Origin of the sequence: Arthrobacter sp. M4, assembly GCF_020251205.1 — a bacterium.
In the GTDB taxonomy this organism is placed as follows: domain Bacteria; phylum Actinomycetota; class Actinomycetes; order Actinomycetales; family Micrococcaceae; genus Arthrobacter.
Genome location: NZ_JAIWYX010000005.1, coordinates 176,348 through 202,103, shown reverse-complemented (window position 1 = coordinate 202,103; position 25,756 = coordinate 176,348). Strand labels below are relative to the sequence as shown.

Here is a 25,756-nt window from a genome sequence, read left to right as displayed (position 1 = left end):
AACACACTTTCCCCAGAACTAACGCATCCCTTACTGCCGGGAAATAGTCCGGCAACATTCCGACGCCAGTATTGAAGGGTCGGCAAAACGCTGACGGCCCCGCAGACCTGGGAGGTCATGATGCTAAAGGATGTAACACCCCGAACCACACGTATACGCGCCCTGGACCAGCTTCACCGGGGCGATCAGATCGAAGCCCGCCTTTCCGTCGGACCGGCCTACGACGACGTCGTTATCCGCAGGGGCAGCGTCCAGGAAACGGCGCCGGGCATCGGAGTCGTCTGGATCATGGACCAGCTCAGCGGAATGCGCAAAGCCATCAATACCGACGAATGCAGCGTCTGGCGCGTCGCCTAACCGGCTGACCCGGACGCAGCAGGCCCTAGCCGCCCGCCACGGATTGAACGATCAGGATCTCCTGGCCCGCGGCGACCTCAGTTTTCAGACCATCAAGACGCCGGACCTCATCCCCGTTCACGTAAATATTCACGTAGCGGCGGAGGGCACCGGTTTCATCCCTCAAGCGACGGGCCAGGATCGGGTAATCCCCGGTCACCAGGTCCAGGAGACGCCCCACGGTCACAGCCCCGTCGGCGGACGCAGTCAGGTAGGACTGTCCGCCGACGAGTGGCTGCAAGACCCCCGGCAGCAGCACCGAGTATTCCGCAGAATCCGCTGAACTGGTGCTGCTGCCGTTGGCGGCACCCTTGATTTCAGCCATGGCTACCGGTTACGGATGCATCAGAGGCAGCGCCATTCAGGACTGCCGCGCGGACGCACAAAACATCGGGCAGGTGCGACGCGACTTCCGCAAACGTCTCGCCTTCGTCCGCGCTGGCGTAAACGAAACCGCTGCGGGTGCCGAAGTACACCCCTGTGGGTTCGGCCGTATCAACCCAGGCGGCGTCACGGAGCACTGCGTTGTACTCGTGGTCCGGGAGCCCGGAGTCCAAACGGGTCCAGGTGGAACCCGCATCATGCGTGCGGTGCACGGCCAGCCGACCCTCAGGTGGAATCCGGTGTTCCTCGGCGTGCATCGGAATTACCCAGGCGGTGCCGCTGCGATGCGGATGCGCCAGAACCGTGAAACCGAAGTCGGCTGGAAGGCCCTCTGCAATCGATTCCCAGGTGCCGCCGTCGTCGTCCGAGCGGTAGACGCCGCCGTGGTTTTGCGCGTAAAGGCGCCCGCCGCCAGCCGCGTCAGCGGCGATCTTGTGCACGCACTGGCCAAACTCCGGATAACGGTCCGGGAGGAAATCAGCCTGGATGCCCCGGTTCCGCGGCTCCCACGAAGCGCCCGCGTCGAGGGAGCGGTAAACGCCTCCCGTGCTCATGGCGATGAGTACGCGGTCCTCGTCCGAATCGAGGAGGATCGAGTGCGCGGCGGGACCGCCAAATCCGGCGCCCCATTCCGTGCGATGCGGGTGGTCCCAGAGTCCGCGGTTGAGTTCGAAGTGCTCGCCGCCGTCGGTGGACTTCCACACGGAGATCGGCTCGCAGCCGGCCCAGACTACTCCGGGACGCTCGGCGCTGTCTGGCTGGATCTGCCACACGCGTTCGAGTGCAGCTTCTGTGTCTTCAGGAAAAGTGATGGCGCCGTGGTCCGGCTCAGTCCACGTTGCGCCCAGGTCGTCGGAGTGAGCCACCGTTGGCCCCCAGTGTTCGGAGCGGACCCCCACCATAATCCGGGTCCTGCCGTCCCGCGTATCGATCCCGATGCTTGGTACTTCGCTCGTGATAAAGAACGGGCCGGAGAGGGACCAGGTGCTGCGGTCAGGGCTTGTGGCCAGCCACATTCCCTTTTTGGTCCCAATCGCCAAGACATAACTCTCTGCGTTAGCCATGCTCCCCACTCAACCATCAGCCAACGGGGGTGGCAACGACTTTTTGGCTCAGCGCCCCGTTTCCTTGGGGCTGCCGGCTGGCTTTCGGCCGGCCACAACGGTGGCGTCGAGGTCTTCGGAGTGTTCAACCGTCGTCATCAGGCCGGCTTGCTCCAGCAGTTGCCTGGTTTGGGGCGCCTGCTGCTCGCTGGTCTCAATGAACAGCCGACCGCCGGGCGCTAGCCAATCTCCGGCGTCGGCCGCTATCCGACGCTGCACCGCGAGGCCGTCAGCACCGCCGTCGAGCGTCACCCAGGGCTCGTAGAGCCTCGCCTCCGGCGGCATCAGCCGGATCGAGTCGCTGGGCACGTATGGCGCGTTGACCACCAGGAGGTCTACGCGGCCGCGCAAATTGGCCGGAAACGCGTGGTAAAGGTCGCCGCAGAGGACGGTTCCCCCGACGTCGGCGAGGTTCTTCGCGGCGCAAAGCACCGCCGTCGGGTCAATGTCAGTGGCGTAAAGCTCTGTTGGCCGGTTTGCCTTGGCCTCCAGTTGCGCGGCCACCGCCGCGCCAATTGCGCCGGAGCCGCAACAGAGGTCGACGACGACGGTCGGCTGTGATTTTGTTGGGGGCTCAACGGCCGTACCCACCTGCTTCCCGACCGCCAGTTCAACGAGGTATTCCGTTCTGCGACGGGGCACAAACACGCCCGCGTCCACGGCGTAGCGTCGACCGCAAAACTCCACCCACCCAAGAACGTACTCAAGTGGCACGCCGGAAATCCGTCGCTCGATCATGCCTGCAAGTTCAGCGGCTGAGCGGTCCTCGCCCAGCAACAGCAGGGCCTCGTCTTCGGCAAAAACGCAACCGGCAGCGCGAAGCCGGGCTACGACGTCGTTATACGACGGCTCGGACAGCGCCTCAGGGGAAACAGCGTTCAGTCGACAAACTCCGACTGTGTCTCAATGAATTCCCAGTCGGCTTCCGTGAGGCCGCCGTCGGGACTATCTGTATGGGGGCCACCGGCCTCAGCGATGCCCTGAATCACGGACATCGGCAGTTCCTCGGCGCGCAAATGCTCGCGCAGCCATTCCTTGTGTTCGACATCCAGGTCCAGCCACCACATGTAGATTTCCACTGCGGACCACCCCTTTCTGCCTCTAACTTAGGCGCGGCGCACCACCCGTTCAAGCCCTTAGGTGCCTGGAGCGGCGCTCCACGGGAGCGGCTTGGCGGCCCTCTTGTGAACGCCCCGGTGCTGGGCCAATCTTTAGCTATGGCTCGGTGTCCGGCTGCGTCCATGGATGGCATCGCTGGCGACGGCGGCTGACGTGAATGGTGATATTGAGCTGGAGATAAGCTCCAGCGTTGAACACGACGAATATACGGTGCGGGTGGTCCATGCACCGGCGGGCGGGCACGCCTCAGCGACCTTTCAACTCGATGTCGACTCGATCCTCCGCCGCCGAGCCGAGCTCGAGGCCACGGTCCTGGCGTCCGCTGTCTCGGCCCGGCGAAGTACACCGATAGCGGAGCTGCCCGTCCGGCAGGTTGGCCAGGAATTATTCCAGGCACTGTTCACCCGCGAGGTCTACGGCATTTATCGCGCCAGCCTGGGCGCGGCCCAGCACAGCGGCGAGCAGCTCCGGGTTGTTCTTCGGCTCGCGGCACCGGAGCTGGCGGCGATGCCTTGGGAGATGCTCTTCGATCCGGAGACCGAGTCGTATTTGTGCCAAACGGAGCCGCTCCTTCGGCATATCCCAGCGGCGGATTTCAACCTGAATCCTTTGGATATCGCGCCGCCGCTCCGGATATTGGGGATCGTGGCGGCCCCGCGGGACCTCCCCGGACTCGACGTCGACGCCGAGAAAGCCCACTTGGCACAGGCCCTCGCCGGCCCCATCAGCGATGGCACCATCGAGCTGGTCTGGGCTTCGAGCGGCACGTGGGACGACGTCCAGTCAAAGCTGCTGGCTGGCCCGTGGCACGTGGTGCATTTCATTGGCCACGGGGACTACGACGCCCGGACCGATGAAGGCCGGATTGCCCTGGTGGCTCCAGATAGTAGGGCGGCAATGGTCCGTGCCGTGCGGTTTATGGCGCTGTTGAGCGTGGCTGTGCCGAGGCCGCGGCTGGTGGTCTTGAACTCGTGCTCCTCGGGTGAGATCGGTTTGGAAGACCTGTTTTCCGGTACGGCTTCCACGCTGGTCCGCAGCGGTATCAGTGCGGTGGCCGCCATGCAGTTTGCCATCAGCGACACCGCCGCAATCGCCTTCGCGCACGGTTTCTACGCGGCAATCGCCAACGGCCGCGGCGTGGACGAAGCTGCTCGCGTCGGCCGGATCTCCGTGATGGCCAGCCCCGATGGGACCTTGGAATGGGCAACGCCAGCGCTGTACGTGCGCGGCGGATCCACGCAGTTGTTCACGCTGACCCGGCCGCCTTCGCGTAAAACCGTCGTGCCTGAATCGGACGACGCCAAGGCGGGCGGACCTGCTTTGCCGGCTGCCGCCGTCGGGGGCGCTTTGGCCGCCGCCTTCACGGGTGCTTCACGTGCGCCCGAGCCAGCGCAGCCTGATGAAGCGGCACAGCAGCGGGCCATGCATGCCCAATTACGCGCGCTGTATGTGCAGGCTCGGGCCGAGATGCGGGCGCGGCGGCACGACCTGGCGGTGGAGCTGTTGGATGACTTGTTGACGCTGCAGCCCGACTACCGGGAAGCCGTCGAGCTGCGTGCCGTAGCTGTGGAACGGGCCGAGGCATCACGCGCCTATCGGGCTGCGAGGGCCGCCCAGGACGCGGAGGATTGGCGGGCAGCGGCCGAAGTCTTTGCCGGGCTGGAGAAGGACCCGGAGTTTCCAGATGCCGCCGCGCGTCGCCAGGAGTGCGAGCGCCGCCAGCGTATGTCCGATCTACAGTCCGAACTGCGCTTCCACGCAGCGGGCGGCGGCTGGCGGGAGGTCCTCGCTGTCGCTTTGGAGCTTGAGCAATTAGACCCCGCGGCGGCGGACCCGGACGGGCTGACGACGGCGGCACGCGCCGAACGGGACCGGCTCGCTGCTCTGGAAGAAGAGGCCAGGCGGGAGGAGCAGGCGAGGCGGGAGGAGCAGGCCAGGCGTGAGCAAGCGGCGGAGCGAGCGCGTGAGGCGCGGGAGAGGGATGCGGCGGAAGCCGCTGCGGCCACCGAAAAGGCTGCGGCGGACAAGGCTGCGGCGGACAAGGCCGCCGCGGAGCAGGCTGTCTTGGAGTCCGCCCGACCCAACCCGCCCCAGCGCGCGCCGCTGGGCGGGCCGCAAGGCGAGCCGCAGAAGTCCGAACCGCCGTCGAGCATCTCAGCGCAAATTCCCGGCGCCGAATCAATGCAGCCCACCAATTTGTTAAGGGGTTGGCTGAGGGGCGGTGGAGCGTTGCTGACCGCGGCTGGCATCCTTGGCGCGACCGCTGCGGCCTACCTCATGTGGGGCAATTCCGACTGGTGGTTCGCGGGAGGAGCCGAGTTTCTGCACTTTATCGCGGGACTGGTGATGCCCGCTGGCTACGTTTTGCTCCTCGTGGCCGGGTTCCCGGACAGAAAACCCACCGGGCGCCTGATCCTGGGCTCAGCCATCTTTTCTGTTGCCATTACTGGCTGGCTTGTTGATACGCAGTCGGAAAGCCGGGGGACCGCCGCCATTTGGTTCAGCTTCATCGCAAGTGCGCTTGGGCTATGGGCGGGTGTCCGGGCAGTCAAGGCATTTCCGGAGAATCGGTTCGCTGCTTGGGCGCTCTTGGTGCCATTGTCCTTGCCATGGACCATCTGGCTTTCCACCGAATACCCATTCCACCCCCGCATTCTGGACAAGGACGCAACTGCCGGCGTTACTTACTTTGTGATCGTGGCAATTGCGGGCTTGGTATTAGTGGTGGCTCCAGCGAAGAAGCATTCGTCCGCCAACCGAAGCGTTGAAAGGGAGTAGCCGCGGTGGCTCAGCTGATTGAATTCCCGCTTGAAGGTGGCAGTTCCATTCTTGTGGAGGTTCATTCCGGATTGGGTGGAGTCGTCACCCGCGGAGGGGCCGATCACACTGGAGTATTTGCCCGTGCGCAGCAAACATTCGAGCGCGCGTTGGGGAATATCCAGCCAGCGCTCCAAAGCGTCATCGACCAGCTTTTCACTATCAAAAACCGTCCAGATGAGGTCACAGTGGAATTCGGTATCGACCTCCACGCCGAGGCCGGGGCATTCATCGCGGCGGCCAGCACGTCGTCGAATTTCAACGTGACGCTGCGGTGGAAGCGGGATGACCACCGCGCGGAGCCCAGCGGACCATCGGATGAAGTGCAGGGCGCGCAGACCGCCTAAGCGGAACAGCGACTTCAGGGCGTCACGGACGGGATTGTCGTTCGACGTTCGACATCCCGGATCGGATCCAACTCGCAGCCAAACTCGAGGGCTCAACAGCCAATTGCGGGAGTCATTCCCCCCGTTCAACGGCGCGGGCTTCGATATGCAGCTAAAGTCGCTGGCGGATGAAGTCGAAGAATGTTTCGTAGTTGCGGGTAACTGATTTGGGGAGCCGGCGTTTTGAGTAAAAGAGGTCATTTTGGCCCTCGGCAACTTTGTCAAGACCACGCTCTATGATGCGCAAGAGCACCTTGCGCGGTTCAAGGTCTTGCAGGATTGCCGCATCGGAGTAGGCGCGCTTCAGAACAGCTTCAGCCTCAGGGATGAACAGGTAATCGGGCCCAGAGGGAAGGACCTGTTTCTGCAGGTCGACCCCCCATCGGAATTCTATGTCGCCGAAATCAACGGCAGAGAAATCATTGCCCTCAATGGTGTTCGCGAAGTCACCGTAGATGTAGGCGCGAGGCCCGGTGTGGCCCCAGATCTGGGTGGAGTCCATCCGTCCGGAGAAGACACAGTCGATGAGGTCCCCTGCTGAGAGCAGGAAGCGGCTGCTTCGGATGTTGCGGAAGCTGCAGTTCACGAAACGCGCCCTGCCCAGCAGGGTGTTTGAGAAGAACTTGGACCCGTCAAAGGTGCAGTTGATGTATTCCGATTTCTCTTTCCCGTCACCGAAGCCGAGTGAGTCCAGGCGGAGCTTGGAGAAGTTGCAGTCTTCGAACCTTGAGCCTTGGGAGCCGAAGTGCTTCATACCCATGCCGGAGTAGTCGATGCCTTTGACGTGCTCATGGTCAACATACACATCACCTTCCAAGGGGAGCTTGACGTACCCCTTGGAACGAACGCGGATTTCAAAGTCGTCGGTGCCCATTATGGAATCCTATAAGTTGACCTGTTGAGGGATCCCTGGCCGGATCCCTGGCGTTGGCGGCCGTGACCCGCTGCCGTACCGTGGCGTCGTCCGCAGCTTGCCCTGCACGGACGCCCGCGGCGTCAAGCCAGGCGTAGAACGAGAGCTGCGGATTTGAACTAGTCCCGCTGCCCAAGGCTTTGAGCTATTCGGCCACAGTTAGAAAACATCTCGCTTCCCCAGCCAATGCTGGACTCAGCGTGTCCACGATCCGGGGTTAAGGACGTCCTCAAGCTGTCAGATTGAGGTTATGCGATTCCTTTGCGCCGCCAGTCGAACAGGTCGGGGTTGGATTCGTCCAGTATCTCTTCAAAGCGCTCCCACCCTGCCTTGTGGACAAACGTTGCCTCTGACCCAGTGACAGGTATGAGCCAAGCGATTACACCGGAGCCCTCATCCGTTTCGAAAGTTGCGAACTCGTCAGGGAGGAAGACCGGAGAATTCACAAATAGAGCCTTGACATTTGTTCCCGGTGATAGGAAACCACGGGGTCCGATGACCTGGCCGGACAGTAAGGCGCTGTTATTGTGTATAGCTTCTTCGCCGACTTGCTTGAGTATGGATGGGATGTATTCTTCATTCTCGCCCGTATGGGTAGCGAGAAGAAGTTCATGTCTGATCAGTTTGTTTGATCGTACAGAGGGGAGTCCGTATCGACTCAGGCCAATCGTGCTGTAAACGGCAGTCCCTGGCATCACTTGGGGGGGTAAACCTGGCAATCTGAAAGTGCATCCAGTCGTCGGGGTCAGTCCTTGCTGACTCGATCGCGCCAAGGAATTGCTCGATGTGTGTTATCAGGTCTCTCACGTCATCTGCCCGCCTAATCGGATTCCTTTCCCACCGAGCGTCTCTCATATGTCAGCCCGTACAGCCACCGCCCTCGAAGTGCCTCTCCTCCAGACACACATCGGCCGTGGCGCGTTCTTCCTGAAGGTAGCAACGGTCATGGCGACGCCAACCAGGGCGAGCATGATTGGGGAAGAGAGTAACTGAGTTCGATTCAGTACTTCCTAATCGAGCTGATTCCTCGCCACCATTCGACGTCTCGTGACGCGCTTTCAAGGCTGTCAATCATAGCGAAGGCGTGTCGAACGAACCGGTCCGGAAGCCGTACAGCATGTTCCATGATGTAGTGAGCCAAGCCCTCCGGCCATACGAAACTGCCGTCGCTTAACTCCAGATTGCCGTTCCGTTGCCCACAGAATCGGCAGCGCGAGAACCCCATGAAGCTCCGCGCGATCAACCCCATCTGCAAGTAGGAGGCGACGAAATCACGCTCCTCGGTATCCCGCCCCGGGTCCACGAATTCCTCGGGAGAGGGGCACGACGGGTCTGTCTCAGGACCGTCCCAGTAGCCAATCAGAATCAATTTCCTGGACTGAACCATCGCCACTCCCCACCATCGAAGATCGTCAACGTGTTGCCTCGGCCGCTCGCGCCAATATCGGTCGTCGGCGCCTTGATCCGCACTCCAAGGTTTTTTGGCCAGTTCCTGAGCAAACGTACCTGTCGGGCAGCCCGTGCGACACGACAAGAGCCTTAGCGACGCGGCGGGTTCACCTCCATCATGGAGAAGCCGGCCGTCGTCAAAGCGCGGGTCCCCCGGCGCCAAGGACGACGTCCCCTGATGACGGTGAGCAATTTGCCGTTCGTGTTCCGCTACATCCAACAGAAGAGAACCAGATTCCCTCTCCTGTTACAGCCGGATACTCATCAGGTTGTTTGCGATGGATCGGAGGGCGAACCCACGAAGGTCATACTGGGCAACTGCAGTGACCACGGGTCGACAGCGTGATCGGAAAAGATTTCCAGCCACCTGCCATCGGACAGCCTAAATGCTGGGTCACCAGTCATACGCAGAGACTGCGGCTCGACCGCCACGATCGACAGGCCGCACAGGTCCCACACCATATCTGAGGCTTCAACGTCACTCCACCCGAATTCAAGAACGTCGTCCTTGATCACGCGCCATGCCGAGGGTGAACTGAACGCCCAGGTCTCTCCAGCCAGAGTGAGGGTCGGATCGGTGAACGCAGCATGTTGGATCTTCAAAGGTAAAAGAGGTACAAGTTCCACCTTTAAAGACTCGATCATCTCCCAATTTAATCATGGTCCAAGGTCAATGTGTGTTAGTTCCCGTAGTGTCTGCCTCCAGGCCGCGCCCTTGGCGCCTCGAGGAGGTTGTGGCTGCTTGCCTGTGAAGGGATTAATTGCATTGCCAATCGCGTCAGTAAACGAGGCTCTCAATTTAGCCCGCCCCGACGGTTCCATGATGCGAACCTTTGATCCGTCAGGCAGCGTGTATTGCATCCCTGGCGATTTCGTGGGGGCGCTTTCAAAGCCGGCACCCTGAAAGCCGCCCTCAAGGCGAGATCGACTCGTTGAAATAATGGTTCCTTCAGCGTCTGCAATAAATCCGGCACGAGTCCCTGACACAGGGTTCGTGGCTGCCGTCGGCGCACTCGAAGCGGCCATCTGCGGACCTGTTGATGCGTTGACAGCTGCGGCTCGGTTGCCGAGGTTTTGTGTGGCTTGTGCGCTGTCTTCCGCAGCTTGGCGGGCTGCTTCAATTTGTCGCTGTGCGTTGTTGGCTGCTCTAACGCCGGGTTTGGAGAGAAGGTTTCCGACCCATTCACCGACCATGGGGGCCGCTTTGCCAATGGCGTAACCAATGCCCACGCCGGCGGCGCCGCCGATGAGGCCCCATCCGGCGGCTTCGGCCATGCCGCCCCAGTATTCTTCCGGGGATGGTGCTTCTTTGTTGCCGAGGGCCACGTCGACAGCGTTTCCCACGGCGTAGCCGGCGGCTGCGCTGACAGCTCCGATGCCTGCTGCAACGGCCAGGCCGCAGACGACGCTGGCGACGCATGCGGTGGCCGCGGTGGCCACCACTGCCGTTACAACGACGGTGACGACAACGGCGGTGGCGACTTCGGCGATGGTTCCGGCATTGTCGTGGAACCAGTTCCCGACATCTCCCCACCAGTCAAGTCCGGAGGGGTCGGAGTAGTTGATGGGGTCGTTGGCGGAGTAGGCGTAGGGGGTGAATCCTGCGGGCTTGTCGGTGTGGAGGACAGGGTCGGGGGATGTGAAGAATCCCAGGACCGGGTCCAGGTCTCTGGCGCCGAGATGGGTCAGGGCGGTGTGGGTGTCGTTGAGTCCGCCGAGGTAGCCGTTGGCGGCGCCGAATCCTGCGGGGTTGGCTGCGTTGGAACCGACGCCGGTCGCGGCCGCCGTTGATGCCGTGTGGCCGCCGGCGCCGGTGGCGGTTTGCGTGGTTCCGCGTGCCAGGCCCATCGGGTCGGTGTACCGCGTGACGGCGGTGACTCCGGTGGTGCCGTTGGTGGGCTGGACGATGGTTTGGGCGGTGTTGACCCGGTCGCTGACGATGAACGCCAGTTTCACGGTCCCGGCGGCTGCCGTTCTTTGCGCGACGGTTTTGCCTGCGAAGCTGTAGGTGCAGCTCGCGGTGGTGGTGCCGCCGGGTGTGGCGTGCGCCGTGATCGCACCGATCGTGACTGTGGTGCCCGTGCCGTCGGTGATGCCGACGAGGGTCCCGGCTGCGTTGTAGTACCGGGTGCCGGTGCCGGTGCCGCCGCCGGTCGGGGGCGGGGGTGTTCCGCCCGCCGCGGAGGGGTTGGGATTGGCCGGGATCGTGCTGGCCCCGCTGGTGCCGGCGACCAGCCCGTCGGTGGTGTAAGTGATTTGTTGTCCGGCGCGGTTGGTGAGCCGGCCCGCGGCGTCCCAGGCGAACGTCGCCGTGCTGCCGCCGCCTGCGGTCGTGGTCATGGTTTGGAGGCGGTGCGGTCCTGCCTGCCCGGCGGCTGGGTAGGTGTAGGTTTCGGTGGCTGCGAGGTTGCCGGTGGCGTCGAAGCGTTTGACCTTGGACCGGTCACCGGTGGGCGTGTATTCGTAGCTTTGCGCGTAGGGGGCGGGTCCGCCGAGCCCGGTGACCTGCGTGGCCGACGCGGACGGTACGGTGGCGCAGGTTTTGTCTACCGGTGTCCAGACCGCTTCGAGGTGCGAGGCGTAGTCGTAGTCGAAGCACTGGTAGTCCGCCGGGGCGCTGGGCCGGGAGGCGTAGGAGGTGTCCCGGGAGAGGATTTTCCCGCCGGGGGTATAGGCGTAGCTGGTTTTCCCCAGGTCGGCGGTGGTGCCGCGTGCGGTGTTGATGGCCCATTGCTGGGCGAGCCGCCCGGTGGTGGCGTCCCAGGAGAAGTAGACCGAGTTCTTCCCGGTGGTGTTGTTGGTGGCGGAGGTGAGGTTCCGGTCGTATTGCTCGTAGGAGGCGAGCAGGCCCAGGTTGTTGTATTGGGCGTTCCCCGCGATGGTTTCCCGCTGCGTATTGGTGACAGCCATGGGGTTGTCGAGGGCGTCGTAGCTGGTGGTCAGTGTTTCGGCCGGGAGGCCGCCGAGGGCAGGTGAGGTGGTGGTGGCGATTTTTCCGGTCTGGGTGTATTTCGCGGTGCTGGTGTAGGGGGTGTTGGCGAAGGTGCCCAGCCCTGCGGGGAGGGTGGTTGTGGTGGTCGTGGGCTGGTATCCGGCGGTGTAGCCGGAGAGCGTTGTGGTGACCTGTTGGTCGAAATTGGTCCCGTTGTACCGGGTTGCGCTGCTGAGTGTGCCCTTCTTCTCGGCGTCGTAGGTGTTGGCGATTAGGGTGCGGGGTTGCCCGCCGGGGGCCTTGGTGGTCTTGGTCAGGACGCGGTCCAGGGCGTCGTAGGTGTAGCCGGTTTCGATGCCGGTGGCGTCTGTGGATGTGAGCATCCGTCCGGCGTCGTCGTAGCTGGTGGCGGTGGCGCCGCTGTCGGGGTCGCTGCTGGAGGTCTGCCGGCCCTGGGCGTCGTAGGTCCAGGTCCATTGGTTGTTGGCCGTGTCGCGCATGCCGGTCATTTGGCCGAGCACGTCGTACGTGTAGGTGGTGGTGTCCGCTGTCCCGCTGGGTGCGGTGCCGTGGTAGAGCACCCGGGTGGCGGTTTTGCCGTTGAGCGCGGTGATGGTTTTGGTCGCGGACTCCTCGCCCGGGCCGGTGGTTGTGGTGACGTCGACCCCGGTGTAGGAGATCTGGGTGCTCCACTGCTCCTTGTTGTCGTTTTCCAGCGCTTTGACCCGGGTGGTCCGTCCGGCGCCGTCGTAGCTGTATTCGGTGGAGGAGGGGACCGCGATGGTCGGGATGCGCAAAGTTCCATCGGGAGGGCTGGCGATGTAGTACTTGTTCCGGGTCAGCCGTGTGGCACCGGTTTCGGTGTAGAGGGTGTCAGTGGTGATAGTGCCCCCGGTGGGGGCCGGGGCCTGCGTTTGCCGGACGCGGCCGAGGCCGTCGTAGACGGTGTACGAGGTGACGGTATCGCCGTAGCCGTTGATGGACTGGGTCCTGGCGTAGGACGGTGCGTCTTTGGAGACCTGGTAGGTGGCCGAGGCCGTGGGGACCGGGGTGGTCGCTTTGGGCCGGGTGGCGTCCCAGTAAGCTGACGGGCGGCCGGAGGCGTCGTAGGTGTAGCTGGCGGTGTTGTTGTTGGCGTCGGTTCTGGTCAGGGCCTGGCCGCGGACGTCGTCGTAGGTGGTGGTTTCGACGAACCCGGCAGGGTTGGTCACAGTGGTGGCCGCCGCGGGGCCGCTCGCCGGGGTGTATACGGTGGTGGTGATCCGGGCGGTGCCGGTGTTGTTGTCCGTGGCCGAGGTAGCCCGGCCCAGGGCGTCATAGCTGATGTCCGGTCCGTTAGTCCACGCGGTGACGCTCGAGGCTGCCACGGTTTTGGCGGTGTCGGTTCGGGTGGCCCGTCCGGTGGCGGGCGGGGCGTAGCCGGCCCCGGGGGTGGCGGCGCTGTTTCCGTCGTAGAGGGTGCGGGTGGCGCGAAGCAGGGCCCCGGTGGCAGTTCCATCGGTGTTGCACGTGCCGCTATGGGTCGAACTGGTAGCTGTGAGGGCAAGCAGGTTCGTGTTCGTGTTGTCCGCGTAGGCGGTCACGGTGCATGATTCATCACCGGTGATGGAGTTGTCGCCGGTAGAGGAGCTGGATTTGACGCGTCCATAGCCGTCGAAGGTATTGGTGGTGGTGCTGGTCCGCCATCCGCCGGGTGCTGAACCGCTTTTGTCGGTGTTCTTGACGGTCAGGGTTCCGGCATGGCGGGCCTTCGCGCCCCCACTGGCCGCCGAGGCGGTGGCGGTGGGCTCTGATGACCAGGGGACGGTCACGGTGGAGGACAGCGCTTCGCCGTTGTCCCCGAGGTACTTCTTGGTCGCGACGGTGGTCCCTGCGATCCAGACGGAGTCTTTGATGACCGTGGTGGCTCCGTCTACAGCGGTGGCAGACACATCGGAGGTCCGCAGGGTTGTGGAGTTCGCAGGGGTTTGGTCCAAGCCGCGCAGGTAGGTGGTGACGGTCGTGGGGAAGGCCGTGGAACCGGCGGGTCCGCTGATGGTTTTCACGTCCTGCCAGCCGGCTGACACGGACCAGGTGATCTGCGCCCCGGCGGAGCCTGAGACGTAGCTGGGGGCGGCGTATTTCCAGGCCGGCGTGCCGAGATATTCGTAGCGCGTGACCATGATGGCGCTGCCGGTGGCACCCGGTCCGGGGTTCGTAGTCACCGACAGCACGGGGTAGATGTGAAAGTAGTCCATCCTGGTCGGTTGCGGGATGGGGTTCATGGGGGTCCAGTACTGCGGGAAGCAGCGCCGGGTATTGGTTTCCGGCGAACCGGGCAGCGAACCGGGCGTGCAGTCCGCGCCGGAGTAGACGATGGCGTGCGTAGCACCGGTCGGGGTGGTGACCTGGCTGATCCGGTACCGGTCCAGTGGTGCCTGCCCGTCCACGGCCCAGACCCTGTTTTGCAGGGTCTGGCCCCCGAAGACGGTGGGCGGGTCCTCGACGGCGGGACCGCCGGAGCGGGTGTTGGCACCGGTGTGTTTGATCTCGGCGAGCCAGAGGGCCGGCTTGGTGCCGTCGCCCGGGTCGGGCATGGTGTGCGTGAGGGTCCAGGTGTCGGCTGCCTGGTAGTTGGAGGCGTCGTAGCGGCTTTTACTGGTGACGGTCCTGAGGCGCTTGTCGGTGTAGAAAGTCGGTGACTGGGTGTTGCAGGTTCCTGACGAGGGGCAGGCATACGTTGCGGGGACGTCGTTGCCTTTGCTGCAGTCCATCCTGTCGGTGGCGTCGCAACGGTCCAGATAGCCCAGGTCCACTTGCAGCGGCGCAGGGGTGGTCAGTTCCGTATCTTTGCGCATGGCGTAGTCGATGCGCGTGAGCCGGCTGGCCCGGGTGTATTGGAGCAGGGGCCCGGATCCGGCCAGGGATGCATAGTAGTTGGTGTCCTGGGTGTAGAAGAACGCCTGGCTGTTGCCATTGACATCGACGACGTAATCCAGGTTCCAAGACCACGCCTGCTTGCAGTGGCTCGGCGTGAAGCTGCCCTTCCAGCAAGGCTGGCCCGCCGAGGCGGCCCAGACATCCACTACGTCCAGGGAATTCGTACCATTGCCCGACACCCAGCCGGGCAGGTGATTCAGGCCGAAGTAGTACTGGGTGCCGACGGTGTCGGTCAGGCGCCAGAATCCCTGTTCGTCGGTGCCGGGGGCGCCACCGTTCAGGTATTCGATCTTGGTGTTGTCATCCGTCTGCAGCTTCCAGGTCCCTGTGGCCTCGTCTTTGATCAGCTGTCCGTTGCGGCCGCCGAAGGATACGGTGAACTGCTGGCCGCCCGGGTTGCCGCACAGGTCGTAAGAGGACTGGATGTTCTGTTCGATGCAGGGGGTGAATTTTTGCCGGATCTGCCCGGGGCCGGCGAGGGCCCAGCCATCGCCGGCGACGGAAGCCTGGTTGTTGGTGGCGCTGGTCAGGCCGTCCACGCGCGAGGAGTCGTAGGACAGGGACAGGGCAGGGGTTGCCCCGGCCGGGGCGTTGCGCAGCGGGAACGGATAGGACCAGGTGAACCCGCCGGTTTGGCCGCTGCTGCCCCAGCTGCCCGCTGAAGATCCCGGCGTCGCGGCGAAGTTGCCTGAGCCGTTGTCGTTGGTCGTGTTGGCCATCGGGATGGCGATGCGCGTGGAAGCGGAGAGCGCCCGTCCGGGTCCGTGGCTGGTCCCGGATTCGTTGCCGGTCGTGGTTTCGGCCGGGGTGTTTCCGGCCTTGATGACGGCGGGTTCGGCGCCGTTGACCGTTGCGTGGGTGCCTGGCGCGTCCGGGGTGGTGAGCAGCGGAAACGCTGCCGTGTCGTTACTCCAGTTCGCCGTTGGGACCGCCGTGATGGGTTTCACGGCTTCCGGGGTGAAGTACGCCGCGGGTTCCGGAACCGTGGCCAGGCCGCTGCCGGAGGCGATCAGGGCCGCCGCGAGGGTGCCGGTCAGGACCACGCGGGTCAGGCCCGTGCGGGTCAGGACGTGTCGGATGCTCACTTCAGGACTCCCTGCTGGCTGCCGGTGATCTTGGACCAGGCGTCGATATATGGTTCGGCGGAATCCAGGACCCGCTGGGTTGCGATCGGCCTGACGATCTGGCCGGTGAACGGTTCGGCACCGGCCGCGGACGAGCCGCCGAGGATGAGCGGCTGCGCACCGGTGGATGCCGTGTGGGTACCTTCTGCGGTGGCGTAGACCCAGGTTGCGGTGCCCTCGGTGCGGGAGGCGCTGATCCTGACCTGCTGGTTGACCTTGTCGTAGGAGGCGAGCAGGAAGTACCAGCCGTTGCCCCGCGATGGGTTCAGCGGGGATACGGCCTGGATACTGTTGCCGTTGACTGCGCGGGCGCCGAACTGCCACCGCCCGGCGCTGTCCAGACGAAGCAGCCCGCCGGGCACCCCGTTGTTGTCCAGCTGGGTCAGCGCGGTCTGCCACGACGCCCCGGCCGGGCTGGCCGCGCAGAACCAGCCGCCGACGGTGAAGCTATTGGACACGTCAATCACTGCGGATGCGGTCTTGAACACGGCTCCGGGGCCGTTGAACTGCATCGCGTCCACGGCCGGTGCCGGGCTGGCTGAGGGTTGCCGGCAGTCCTGTGAGGTCGGGTTGGTGAACGGGTCAGTGACCTGCACCCAGGAAGCGGACCCTGCCGGGGTGACGGGCACCAGCTGGGGTGTCCAGGCGGCTCCGCCGACCCTGAACGAGGAACTCGCCGGGGAGCTGTGGTACTGGGTTTGCAGGTTCACGTTCCCGGCGATGTCGAACGCCCAGGCCGTGATGGTGGTGGTCTCCGCGATGGCGCCGATGGTTGTCTGCAGGCTCTCGGTGGCGCAGACAACGACGAAGTCCTCGACCCGGGTGTTGCAGGCCAGCGAAGCAGGATAAGTGGGGGCCGGGCCTCCGGCGCGGACCGTGTACACGAAACCGTAGACAGGCTTGGTACCGGTTTTATTGATCGTGATGTTGTAGGTGGTGCTGCCGGGTACACCGGTCGGATCAGTCCCGGTGCTGATCTTTTGATCGACTGTGATCGCGGGCGGGCCGGGATGGTCGGTGGCGATGATGAAGGTCATGGACACGATCGCCGATGTCAGTTGGTACTGATCGGATACCTGGGTTTGGAGGGTGTATTTGCCGTCCGGCAGCGGATCGGGCCGCCACAGCGCCGTGCCTCCCGTTCCGGGGATGGCGATGCCGTTGACGGTGGACCTGACAGCCTGGTTGTCAGCGTTGTAGAGGGTGCCCCACACGTAGATGGCACCGCCGACGGCGCCGTCGCCATCCGAGGAGACAATGGAGAACTGCGGCGCCTGTTCCCGGGTGACCGCCGGGTACGCGGGGCTTCCCGTGGCATCCGCAGTGTTCGGACATTTGAACGCGCAGCCAGTCAGACCGGTCACCACCGGGTTCTGCGGCTTCTCGGCATAGTTGATGGTGATCATCGCGTTCTTGTCGAAACGTTTCCACCCCAGCGGGTCAGCCTCATTGTCAGCATTCAAAGCAACGGTCCAGGTGCTGGACCCTGAGATCCAGTCCTTCGCAGGGCCCATGTCCCACCCGATGGTTTCCGCCGGGCAGGACGCCGACCAACCCTTGGCCACCGTCTGCGTGTCCAGCTTCATGTAGTAGCGGGGCTGGTTGTTCCAGGTGGTGGCCGAACTGATCGGTTCGCTCAGGTACAGGCTCACAGGGGTGGGCTGGCAGGACGAAGAATAGACCTCAGTAGCGTAGAACCGGGCCGCGAAAATCGACTTGCCGATCATCGGCGTCGTGTTGAAATCCCAGAGCGATCGGGTGACGTGGTTCCGTCCGTCCGTCACCCAGTAGTACGGAAGGAACCCTACGTGCGAGGTCTGGTCGGTGTACGTAACGTCGTTCAAGTAGGACGAGGTGGGGTAGGCACTGTCAACGTAGATGTAATTGGTCCGCAGCACGCTCCAGTCCGGATCGACATAGATCGGGTACACGGATTTGTTGTCCGCGTCGAGCACGCTGGCCATGTCGAAGACTTCGTTGGTTTTCCCGTCAGGGGCGGCGAGGGATAGCTTGAAGGGGCTGGTCATGCCGTGGCCGCCGGGATCCGTTGCTGACGCGTTGGGTTGACTTGAATCCCACCACCGGCCCTGTCCCGTTCGTAGTTCCTCCTGCCCGGATGACTGGCCCTTGGCCGTCAGTCCACCCTGGCCGTCTTCGGAGACCTGGACATTCTTGGTGTCCAGCCAGATGCGCATTTGCGCCAAACGGGGATCGGACGCGGCCTGAGGAGAATTGATCCGCAGCACCTGCGAGACGCTGGCCTTGCGGACCACCTGGATCAGGTCAACGCCAGGCAGCACACCCGCGTAGGTGGCCGTATTGTCCTTGATCTCCGGGGCGGGCAGCGCCCCGAACGGCCAAGACTCCTTCACCTCATGCCCGGCGTCGTCCTTGATCGTCGCCAGATGAGCGTCTCCGCCAACACCCAAGGCGATGTCCGCGGGTACCAGCGACGGCCGGTACACGGCGCCTGTTTCCGTGGGCTCCCGGGTCAGGATCGTGGAGATCGCTTCCCACTGCCCTTCATGGATCATCCGGACAGGCTCGGTGTTGATGCTGCGGGTGAACGTTCCGTCCGGGTGGGCAACTGTTTCTTCTGTTGGCGTGGTCTTCCCATCGACCAAGGCGTCCATGCCCGTCCGCTTGGCGTACTCCGCCGCTGCCTGCTCACTGGTGGCCGCCGGCGCGGCCGCAGGCGCGGGATCCTCCAGCGGCACAATCACTGTTGACCACGCCGGGGCCGTGACAGCTCCCAGGCCAATCGTCAGGGCAAGGGAGAGCGCCGCGGCCGCCGACCGGGCAAGAGTTCTCTTATTCACGAACTGCCGAATCCTTCGTTCTGTCGATTTCGGGTTCGGCAAACCACGGAACTGGAGCCCCCAATATCGCGATAACAAGCAGATAATTAGCAGAGTGAAGGTGGGAGAAGACTGAAAATCTGCTAGACACGCCGGAAATATGGCTGAATCCGCAAAGTTTGAGGTTTGTGTCGACACCACTTTCTGCGGAGCACCAGCTAGCCGCCGCGGTGCAGATATCAACCAAGGGCCTATATTCATGCTCCGAACAGGACCACAATGTGAAATATGGTTCAGGAAAACTTCAGCGGCCGTGCTCCCTTGGTGGTAGGTGTGCTCCCCGAACAGCACACCCAGGTTCTGCGTGTGGCGCGGGATATGGCCCTGCAGATGGACGCCCCGGTCGTCTTCGCCTACGTCGACGAGGCCAGTTACCTCGTGGAGTGGGACCCGTCGAAGGAAACCCACCGGCTGTCCCTCCATCCTGAGAAGGAAGAAAACTCGATCTCTGCCGTCCGTTCGGAGCTGCGCGAGCTGATCACTGCGGAGTTCGGCTCGCAAGGGGTGGACTGGACCCTTCGGATGCTGGCTGGGGATCCTGCCAGGGCGCTCGGCCGCCTCGCCGCCGAGGTGCACGCAACCATGATCATCGTGGGAACGCCCGCCCGGAGCCTTGTGCACCGCATTTCCGAGGCGCTCAACGGATCAGTCGCATCATGGTTGAGCCACCACCAAAACCGCCCCGTGCTCATCGTCCCCTCGCCGAAACAGGGTAGCCACGTGGCAGACAGCCAGGAAGTCGCCGCCGAAAGCCATGAACCCGGCGCCGACGACATCGGCTCTGCCACCAGCGGCGGCCCAGTCAGCGCGGGCGACGGTGGCCAAAGCGCTAAGCCAACGACGGCGACAGACCCCGCCGAGTGACGTGGCCGGCCTAAGCAACGCGGATCCGAGAACCCCGCTCTGACCTGCGGAAACCGGTTCTTCGCAGGTCCTAAAACTAAAGCGAAAGTAGTTATTCGAGGTTGTGGCCAAGGCCCTGAGGGCCGTCTAAGCTGTTTAGTGCAGGAGCTGAGAGCACCTGCCCCAAGACCGCTCCGGAGTGCGTATCCCCCAATAACGCACTCCGGAGCTCTTGGTTTAAGCCGGCCAGAACCAACACGCAACCAGCCGCTGCCACTTCAAATTTCATGAGCACCTCCGTATCGGGTTTGCACCCAGCTCGCGCCCTTATGATGGCGATTTAGGGAGGTGCGCGTGTGAGCATCGTGGACAACGCGGTCTATGTGAATGGCCACAGGACTCGGGATCCGGAGAGCCTGGACGAAACATATTTTGTCCTCCGTCAGCGGCAGGGGATGGCTTGGATTGGCCTTTATCGCCCAGATGACAAGGAACTCCGTTCGGTCGCCGATGAATTCGACCTGAGCCCACTGGCCGTGGAAGATGCGCTTACCGGGCATCAGCGCGCCAAACTGGAACACTACGGAGACACGCAATTCCTGGTGTTGCGCCCGGCCCGGTATTTGGATGACGTCGAAAAGGTCGAATTCGGCGAAATCCATGTCTTTGCCGGACCGGATTTTGTGGTCACTGTGCGCCATGCCGAATCGCCGAACCTGGCCCGTGTGCGGCACAGGATGGAGTCGCAACCGGAATTCCTGGCCCTGGGACCTGAGGCGGTGCTCTATGCAATCCTGGACCAGGTGGTTGACGAGTACGAGCCCGTGGCTGCGGGCTTGGAGAACGACATCGACGAGATCGAAGACGACCTGTTTAGCGGTGACCCCGGCGTTTCCAAGCGTATTTACGAACTTTCACGGCAGGTCATCACCTTCCAGCGCGCCACTGGCCCTCTGACCGCCATGCTTCAGGAACTGATGAGCGGCTCGCCGGACCATCGCCCAGATCCCGATCTCCAGGATCATTTCCGCGACGTGCTGGACCATACGCTCCGGCTCAGCGACCGCATTTCATCCTTCCGTGCCCTGCTGCAGAATGCCTTGGCGGTCAACGCAGCCCTTGTGGCGCAACGCCAGAACGAGGAAATGCGCCTCCTGACCGAATCCAGCATCGCGCAAAACGAACAAACAAAACGGATTTCGTCGTGGGCCGCCATTCTCTTCGCGCCAACCTTGGTGGGCACGATCTATGGCATGAACTTCCACACGATGCCTGAGTTGGATTGGGTGTTCGGATACCCCATGGCGATTGGACTTATGGTCGCAATGGGGATCGGACTGTATGCCACCTTCAAGCACAACAAATGGATCTAGACGCGCCGGCAAGCCCGCCGACAAGCGCGCCGGCCAACACCCATTGAGCGCCGCCGGAACCACTCACTCAACGTCCTGAAAGGCACCCACTCAGGCCTGTACAACCAATGATGCACGCCAGCATCGTTATTGGATCTTGACATAACGCCAAGGCCCAGCCATTGTTTCTATACGGATTGAGACCGGAAGTCTCATTACCGGGCTGGGTTTTCGTCCCGCGCGCTGTTGTCGGCGGGCGCTGGCCTTGTCGCCGCCCCAAATGCCAGGGGTGGCCTGGCTGGCTGCGGAGATTTCTGCGAGGTTGCCGTCTTCTCCGTGCGATACAACAGACTCCGTCCCGCGACGCGCCCTTCCGTAGTTGGGGCCAGGAGGGCCGCCACCGGGACCGGAGGTAGGTTGCCATAGACCATGAGTGCCCCGCTCCCTACAAGGAACGAGTCAATGCCGACAGTCGCTCAACCGCACTCCTCTTCATCCCATGCCACGCCCGAGTCCGCGGGCAGGTACCTCTGGTGCTCCACGTGCCGCACGGACAGGCACCTCCAAGTCCTTTCGGCGGAGCCGCACAGGCACCCGCAATCAGTCCTGGTAGAGGTCACGTACACCTGCAGCCACTGCGGTCACGTCTTTGGGCATACTGCCACCTACGAGCAAGTGGCGGCTGTTCTGGACCGTCCGACGTCGGCTGAGCGCCGCGCGGGCCTCAGGGACTACTGACACCACCACAGACCCATCGTGTGATTTATACCCCCTAGGGGTATCTTGCGAGATACCCCTAGGGGGTATAAAGTTGTGTCCCATGAGCAACACGGAAGACGCCCTCCTCCTGGACGCCGCGCCGTCGGCCCCTGATGAGGCGGGACAGCACCAAGCTGTAAATCATGGCTACACCTCCAATAAGGACGCCTACCTGCGCCGCCTCAAGCGGATTGAAGGCCAGGTGCGTGGGATTGCGCGCATGGTGGAGGACGACAAATACTGCATCGACATCCTCACGCAGGTGGCCGCAGTCAATAAGGCACTGCACGCTGTGAGTTTGGGACTGGTCGAAGAGCACATCGGTCACTGCGTCGTTGGCGCAGCAGCTGAGCCCGACGCTTCCGTGCGCGCTGACGCAATTGACGCGAAGGTCAAGGAGGCCACGGATGCCATCGGGCGACTGCTGCGGTAACTCCGCCGGCCACCACACCATCCAACTCATCACCAGGGAGCAAGCGATGTCACCACAACCCATCCGACTCACCACAAGAGAGAAGGCGCTGGGACTCACCCAAACCAACAAACTCGCCACCAAGGAGCACGTTATGGGCCAGAACACCGCCACCATCACCACCAACGTCAGCGTTTCCGGAATGACCTGCGGGCACTGCGTTTCCTCCGTCAGCGAGGAGCTCGAGGCACTTGATGGCGTGGAAAACGTGGATGTCGATTTGAACTCGGGCGGCATTTCAACCGTCACGATCACGTCCACCCAGAAGCTCTCGGCCTCGGAGATCGGCGAAGCTGTGGCAGAGGCGGGCTACCTGGTAGTAGCCAACGAAGCTTAGGAGGCCCTCGAGTGGGCGACCACATAACCACTCACAGTCCGGGCACCCGCTTCATCGAGCTAGACATCGAAGGCATGACCTGCGCCTCCTGCGTGAATCGCGTGGAGCGAAAGCTGGGAAAGCTCGAGGGCGTGGAAGCCACAGTCAACCTCCCCCTCGAGTCCGCCCACGTCCTGGTCCCGGAAGCCATTTCTGACCAGCAAATCGTGGATACGGTGAACGCCTCCGGGTACAAAGCCACCATTCGGGAGGCGCCGACCCACCATACCCACCACACTGATAGCGCTCACCCTGGGCATACTCACACGCCCGACGTCGACGCTCACTCGGGCGGGCCCGTCACCGCAGCAGAACATGGCGAACACGGTGACGCGGAACATGCCGAACGCACTGACCACATGTCGCACGGCCCCGCCGCGCGACAACTTAGGCCCCGCCTGTGGCTGGCGGCGATCCTGACGCTGCCGGTCTTTGTGATCTCGATGATCCCAGCTGCCCAATTCCCCAATTGGGGCTGGGCCGCGGCCGTCTTGGCTTTGCCCGTTGTGAGTTGGGCGGCCTGGCCATTTCACAGGGCTGCAGCAATCAACGCCCGGCACGTCGCCTCCACAATGGACACGCTTGTTTCCCTGGGTGTGATCGCGGCCTACCTTTACTCTGCGTGGCAGTTGTTCGCGGATCCGAGCATGACCGAACATCCGGGCATGGAGATGTCCGCTGGCGGCGGGCTGTACTTTGAGGTCGCCTCTGTTGTGACTACGTTCCTGCTGCTGGGCCGGTATCTCGAGGCGAACGCCAAGGCCAAAGCCGGCGACGCCCTCAAATCCCTGCTGAGCCTGGGGGCCAAGGACGCTACGGTCCTGCGTGACGGCGTTGAATACAAGATCCCCGCCGACCAACTCGATGTGGGCGACGTCTTCGTGGTCCGGCCTGGCGAGAAAATCGCGACGGACGGCGTGGTGACCGAAGGCGCGTCCGCCGTCGACGCCTCCTTGGTAACCGGTGAATCGGTGCCGGTGGAGGTCGGGCCGGGCAGCCCCGTCACGGGCGCCACCATCAACACTTCCGGCCGACTGCTGGTTAGGGCAACGCGAGTCGGCTCCGAAACGACTCTTGCCCAGATGGGACGACTGGTCAGCGAAGCGCAAACCGGCAAAGCCCCGATCGCCCGCCTTGCCGACCGAATCAGCGCAGTGTTCGTGCCGGTGGTCCTGGTGATCGCCGTGGTGACGTTTGCTCTGTGGCTGGCCCTCAGCGGCGACCTTGGTGCCTCCTTCACTGCCGCCGTCGCGGTTCTGGTGATCGCTTGCCCGTGTGCCCTGGGCCTTGCCACTCCGGTGGGTTTGCTGACCGGAACGGGGCGGGGGGCCCAGTTGGGCATCCTTATTAAAGGGCCTCAGGTCCTCGAGGACACGCGCACGGTGGACACCATCCTGCTCGACAAGACGGGCACGGTGACCACGGGCAAACTGGCCGTGGACCGCGTGCTGGCCGCCGATGGTGTGCCTGAGGACGAGGTCCTGCTACTGGCGGGCGCTGTCGAGTCGGCTTCCGAGCATCCCATCGCACACGCGATCGCGGCCGCCGCGAAGGCCTCCCTCCCCGTCCGGGTGGGGGCGTCCGACGGCGGGACGCTGCCCGCCGTCGTCGGCTTTAGTTCAGCGCCCGGCGGCGGAGTGCACGGAACTGTGGTGCTGGACGGCTCCTCGCGCGAAATCCTGGTGGGGCGGACCGGTTGGCTGCTGGAGAACGGCATCTCGCCTAGTGAGGCCCAGGCCGAACAGTTCGCGGCCGAAGAAAACGGCGGGGCAACCGCCGTGTGGGTGGCCGCGGACGGTGCCGTTGTTGGCATCGTGTCCCTGCGGGATACCGTGAAGCCCGGCTCCGCAGCGGCAATTCGGCGCCTCAAGGAGCTTGGCATCCGGCCGATGCTGCTGACCGGCGACAACGCGGCCGTTGCCGCCCGGGTGGCTGCCGACGTCGGAATCGCTCCCGACGACGTGCTAGCCGGCGTCCTGCCTGCAGGAAAGGTCGGCGCCGTCAGGAGCCTTCAGGAGCGCGGCGCAATTGTCGCGATGGCCGGCGATGGGGTCAATGACGCTGCGGCCTTGGCGCAGGCTGACCTGGGAATTGCTATGGGGTCGGGGACGGACGTGGCGATCGAGGCTTCGGACCTGACGGTGATGGGCAACGATCTGGGGCAACTGGTCCACGCGATCGAGCTGTCCCGAAAGACCCTCGCCACCATCAAGACCAATTTGTTCTGGGCATTCTTCTATAACGCAGTGGGCATCCCTGTGGCCGCGTTGGGGCTGCTCAACCCGATGATTGCGGGCGCCGCGATGGCTGCCAGTTCGGTGTTGGTGGTGACGAATTCGCTGCGGTTGCGGCGGTTTGGAAAGTAGGGATTTTTCAGTCTGGTTTGGCGAAGGTGGCGGCGCTCATGACTTCGTAGGCTACAAAAGCCTCGTCGCCTTCCACCCAGGCATCATGACCTGCGGGAATGGCATAGGCGTTGCCAGGCGTTATCGTTGCCCGCGTCCCATCATCCATCTGCACCATTAGTACACCGGCGGTGCAGAATCCAAGGTGATTAACCTGGCAGCTGTCCGTATGGACAACGGTCTTCACCGTCTCGGACCAGCGCCAACCGGGCTCGAAGGTAAACCTACCCACGGTGGTGTCACTGATGGTGACCACATCAATCTGGGTCTTGGGTGGACGACGCTTTTCATCGGGCTCATCAAATGACTTCGATTCGAGAGCCTTGACACTTACCGAGGCCATAATGTCCCCCTCAATCGTTCCTTGCCTGGAATCGGCAACCGGCGCTACCAGAGTGCTCCCGTAGGGAGGGCAAGTCAATAAGCGCGGGTGCGTTATTAAGTGGTGCGTCCAGCTGTCCCATAAATCATGCTCTAGGCATCCAGGACCGCCCTCAGTATTGGCCTTTAATCACAAAGTACGAGCCGCGGATTACACCTGCCAGCTTTGATTTTTGGCGTGCGAATTTGAAGCTTGACGCGAGTTCCTCTGGAACGTCCATGCCGTCGGAGAGCTTGAACCCCACTGCCCGCTTGGTTCCGTCCTCGATGCCGTACATCACGTTGATTGACAGGCCGGACTCGTAGAACACGTATGCCATCCGAATACCGTCCACCTCGAAGGAAGTCACCTCAAGCGGACGGGCGGAGATGACAAGGTTGCGCTCCTCGGAGAGAATGCGGTTCACCCACTCGAGAGTCTCCGGCGCCTCACCTGCGGGCGTGACTGTGAAAGTGTGGTCGTACTTGTTTTTGTAATAGCGCGCCTCGTTGGCACGCAGTCCCGCCAGCGCCTCCGCCACGGGCGACGATTCCAAGCCAACGGTGGACACGTTCACGAAATCTACGGTGTACGGCATGCACCCTCCTGGTAGTTATTCCTCGCACATCGTCGCAGATTTGGGCGCACACGTCCGGAACTGCTCAGTGTTTCCGTGATTCAAGTCACTTGATGTAAGCTGATTTTTGGTCAAGCAGCAGGCTTCGAGTTACCCCGAGAGATCCTGCGCCTTGACCATCCTCTTTCCTGCCGTCGGCAGGTACACGAAT

At 63.2% G+C, this 25,756-nt stretch carries 19 protein-coding genes and 1 pseudogene; 9 read left to right on the top strand and 11 right to left on the bottom strand.

All coding sequences use genetic code 11. The features are described 5' to 3' along the window. Positions 1 to 120 precede the first annotated feature (120 nt). Positions 121 to 357 carry a hypothetical protein gene (locus tag LD110_RS10995; RefSeq protein WP_308012430.1) on the top strand — a complete coding sequence of 79 codons (237 nt, stop codon included), beginning with the start codon at positions 121 to 123 and terminating at the stop codon, positions 355 to 357. 25 nt (positions 358 to 382) lie between these two features. Here LD110_RS10995 and LD110_RS10990 read toward each other — a convergent pair whose 3' ends face one another. From LD110_RS10990 to LD110_RS10975, 4 genes are read right to left on the bottom strand one after another with little or no spacing between them, the layout of a single operon-like run. Further along, complete coding sequence (locus LD110_RS10990) at positions 383 to 721, bottom strand: MoaD/ThiS family protein (RefSeq protein ID WP_225498838.1); 339 nt, start codon at positions 719 to 721, stop codon at positions 383 to 385. Continuing rightward, positions 714 to 1,853 (bottom strand): sialidase family protein, encoded by a 1,140-nt coding sequence (locus tag LD110_RS10985; RefSeq protein ID WP_225498837.1) that lies wholly within the window; start codon positions 1,851 to 1,853, stop codon positions 714 to 716. The genes LD110_RS10990 and LD110_RS10985 overlap by 8 nt, the downstream gene beginning before the upstream one ends. 39 nt (positions 1,854 to 1,892) lie before the next feature. Then, positions 1,893 to 2,741 carry a putative protein N(5)-glutamine methyltransferase gene (locus LD110_RS10980; RefSeq protein ID WP_225498997.1) on the bottom strand — a complete coding sequence of 283 codons (849 nt, stop codon included), beginning with the start codon at positions 2,739 to 2,741 and terminating at the stop codon, positions 1,893 to 1,895. Between the two features lie 20 nt (positions 2,742 to 2,761). After that, a complete protein-coding gene (locus tag LD110_RS10975) occupies positions 2,762 to 2,962 on the bottom strand; it encodes a hypothetical protein (RefSeq protein WP_225498836.1) in 201 nt (66 codons plus the stop codon). A gap of 166 nt (positions 2,963 to 3,128) precedes the next feature. Between LD110_RS10975 and LD110_RS10970 the strand changes: the two genes are divergently transcribed. Together LD110_RS10970 and LD110_RS10965 are read left to right on the top strand one after the other, a co-directional pair. Beyond that, complete coding sequence (locus LD110_RS10970) at positions 3,129 to 5,780, top strand: CHAT domain-containing protein (RefSeq protein ID WP_225498835.1); 2,652 nt, start codon at positions 3,129 to 3,131, stop codon at positions 5,778 to 5,780. 5 nt (positions 5,781 to 5,785) lie between these two features. Then, positions 5,786 to 6,166 carry a CU044_2847 family protein gene (locus LD110_RS10965; protein WP_225498834.1) on the top strand — a complete coding sequence of 127 codons (381 nt, stop codon included), beginning with the start codon at positions 5,786 to 5,788 and terminating at the stop codon, positions 6,164 to 6,166. Between the two features lie 151 nt (positions 6,167 to 6,317). Here LD110_RS10965 and LD110_RS10960 read toward each other — a convergent pair whose 3' ends face one another. The 5 genes from LD110_RS10960 to LD110_RS23890 all read right to left on the bottom strand — a co-directional run bounded on the left by LD110_RS10960 (position 6,318) and on the right by LD110_RS23890 (position 18,361). After that, entirely contained in the window at positions 6,318 to 7,079 is a 762-nt protein-coding gene (locus LD110_RS10960) for a hypothetical protein (protein ID WP_225498833.1), read from the bottom strand. A gap of 287 nt (positions 7,080 to 7,366) precedes the next feature. Beyond that, positions 7,367 to 7,813, bottom strand: a complete 447-nt coding sequence (locus tag LD110_RS10955) for a suppressor of fused domain protein (RefSeq protein WP_308012429.1) — start codon at positions 7,811 to 7,813, stop codon at positions 7,367 to 7,369. Positions 7,814 to 8,831: 1,018 nt separating this feature from the next. Continuing rightward, positions 8,832 to 9,212 (bottom strand): hypothetical protein, encoded by a 381-nt coding sequence (locus LD110_RS10950; protein ID WP_225498831.1) that lies wholly within the window; start codon positions 9,210 to 9,212, stop codon positions 8,832 to 8,834. Positions 9,213 to 9,224: 12 nt separating this feature from the next. Then, positions 9,225 to 15,503, bottom strand: a complete 6,279-nt coding sequence (locus tag LD110_RS10945; RefSeq protein WP_225498830.1) for an RHS repeat-associated core domain-containing protein — start codon at positions 15,501 to 15,503, stop codon at positions 9,225 to 9,227. After that, positions 15,500 to 18,361: a LamG-like jellyroll fold domain-containing protein gene (locus LD110_RS23890; RefSeq protein ID WP_225498829.1), complete on the bottom strand. Its 2,862-nt coding sequence runs from the start codon at positions 18,359 to 18,361 to the stop codon at positions 15,500 to 15,502. The genes LD110_RS10945 and LD110_RS23890 overlap by 4 nt, the downstream gene beginning before the upstream one ends. Positions 18,362 to 18,628: 267 nt before the next feature. Between LD110_RS23890 and LD110_RS10935 the strand changes: the two are divergent. From LD110_RS10935 to LD110_RS10910, 6 genes and pseudogenes are all read left to right on the top strand, one after another. Continuing rightward, positions 18,629 to 19,111, top strand: a pseudogene (locus LD110_RS10935) (universal stress protein); the annotation flags it as partial. Positions 19,112 to 19,599: 488 nt separating this feature from the next. Further along, entirely contained in the window at positions 19,600 to 20,616 is a 1,017-nt protein-coding gene (locus tag LD110_RS10930) for a magnesium and cobalt transport protein CorA (RefSeq protein WP_225498828.1), read from the top strand. 441 nt (positions 20,617 to 21,057) lie between these two features. Continuing rightward, positions 21,058 to 21,333 carry a hypothetical protein gene (locus tag LD110_RS10925; RefSeq protein WP_225498827.1) on the top strand — a complete coding sequence of 92 codons (276 nt, stop codon included), beginning with the start codon at positions 21,058 to 21,060 and terminating at the stop codon, positions 21,331 to 21,333. A gap of 82 nt (positions 21,334 to 21,415) precedes the next feature. Beyond that, on the top strand, positions 21,416 to 21,787 hold the full coding sequence (locus LD110_RS10920) for a metal-sensitive transcriptional regulator (RefSeq protein WP_225498826.1): 372 nt from the start codon (positions 21,416 to 21,418) through the stop codon (positions 21,785 to 21,787). 133 nt (positions 21,788 to 21,920) lie between these two features. Further along, a complete protein-coding gene (locus LD110_RS10915) occupies positions 21,921 to 22,163 on the top strand; it encodes a heavy-metal-associated domain-containing protein (protein ID WP_225498996.1) in 243 nt (80 codons plus the stop codon). 74 nt (positions 22,164 to 22,237) lie between these two features. Beyond that, positions 22,238 to 24,568 carry a heavy metal translocating P-type ATPase gene (locus tag LD110_RS10910; protein WP_225498995.1) on the top strand — a complete coding sequence of 777 codons (2,331 nt, stop codon included), beginning with the start codon at positions 22,238 to 22,240 and terminating at the stop codon, positions 24,566 to 24,568. 7 nt (positions 24,569 to 24,575) lie between these two features. Here the strand turns inward: LD110_RS10910 and LD110_RS10905 are convergent, their stop codons facing one another. Both LD110_RS10905 and LD110_RS10900 read right to left on the bottom strand, forming a co-directional pair. Continuing rightward, on the bottom strand, positions 24,576 to 24,950 hold the full coding sequence (locus tag LD110_RS10905; RefSeq protein ID WP_225498825.1) for a cupin domain-containing protein: 375 nt from the start codon (positions 24,948 to 24,950) through the stop codon (positions 24,576 to 24,578). A 151-nt stretch (positions 24,951 to 25,101) separates the two neighbouring features. Beyond that, positions 25,102 to 25,566: a phage tail protein gene (locus LD110_RS10900; protein WP_225498824.1), complete on the bottom strand. Its 465-nt coding sequence runs from the start codon at positions 25,564 to 25,566 to the stop codon at positions 25,102 to 25,104. Positions 25,567 to 25,756 lie beyond the last annotated feature (190 nt).

Excerpts from the sequence above, each read along its gene's own strand:
- LD110_RS10995 (WP_308012430.1), top strand. The coding sequence starts at position 121 with ATGCTAAAGGATGTAACACCCCGAACCACACGTATACGCGCCCTGGAC.
- LD110_RS10990 (WP_225498838.1), bottom strand. The coding sequence starts at position 721 with ATGGCTGAAATCAAGGGTGCCGCCAACGGCAGCAGCACCAGTTCAGCG.
- LD110_RS10970 (WP_225498835.1), top strand. The coding sequence starts at position 3,129 with ATGGCATCGCTGGCGACGGCGGCTGACGTGAATGGTGATATTGAGCTG.
- LD110_RS10960 (WP_225498833.1), bottom strand. The coding sequence starts at position 7,079 with ATGGGCACCGACGACTTTGAAATCCGCGTTCGTTCCAAGGGGTACGTC.
- LD110_RS10955 (WP_308012429.1), bottom strand. The coding sequence starts at position 7,813 with ATGCCAGGGACTGCCGTTTACAGCACGATTGGCCTGAGTCGATACGGA.
- LD110_RS10950 (WP_225498831.1), bottom strand. The coding sequence starts at position 9,212 with ATGATCGAGTCTTTAAAGGTGGAACTTGTACCTCTTTTACCTTTGAAG.
- LD110_RS10925 (WP_225498827.1), top strand. The coding sequence starts at position 21,058 with ATGCCGACAGTCGCTCAACCGCACTCCTCTTCATCCCATGCCACGCCC.
- LD110_RS10920 (WP_225498826.1), top strand. The coding sequence starts at position 21,416 with ATGAGCAACACGGAAGACGCCCTCCTCCTGGACGCCGCGCCGTCGGCC.
- LD110_RS10915 (WP_225498996.1), top strand. The coding sequence starts at position 21,921 with ATGGGCCAGAACACCGCCACCATCACCACCAACGTCAGCGTTTCCGGA.
- LD110_RS10910 (WP_225498995.1), top strand. The coding sequence starts at position 22,238 with ATGACCTGCGCCTCCTGCGTGAATCGCGTGGAGCGAAAGCTGGGAAAG.
- LD110_RS10905 (WP_225498825.1), bottom strand. The coding sequence starts at position 24,950 with ATGGCCTCGGTAAGTGTCAAGGCTCTCGAATCGAAGTCATTTGATGAG.
- LD110_RS10900 (WP_225498824.1), bottom strand. The coding sequence starts at position 25,566 with ATGCCGTACACCGTAGATTTCGTGAACGTGTCCACCGTTGGCTTGGAA.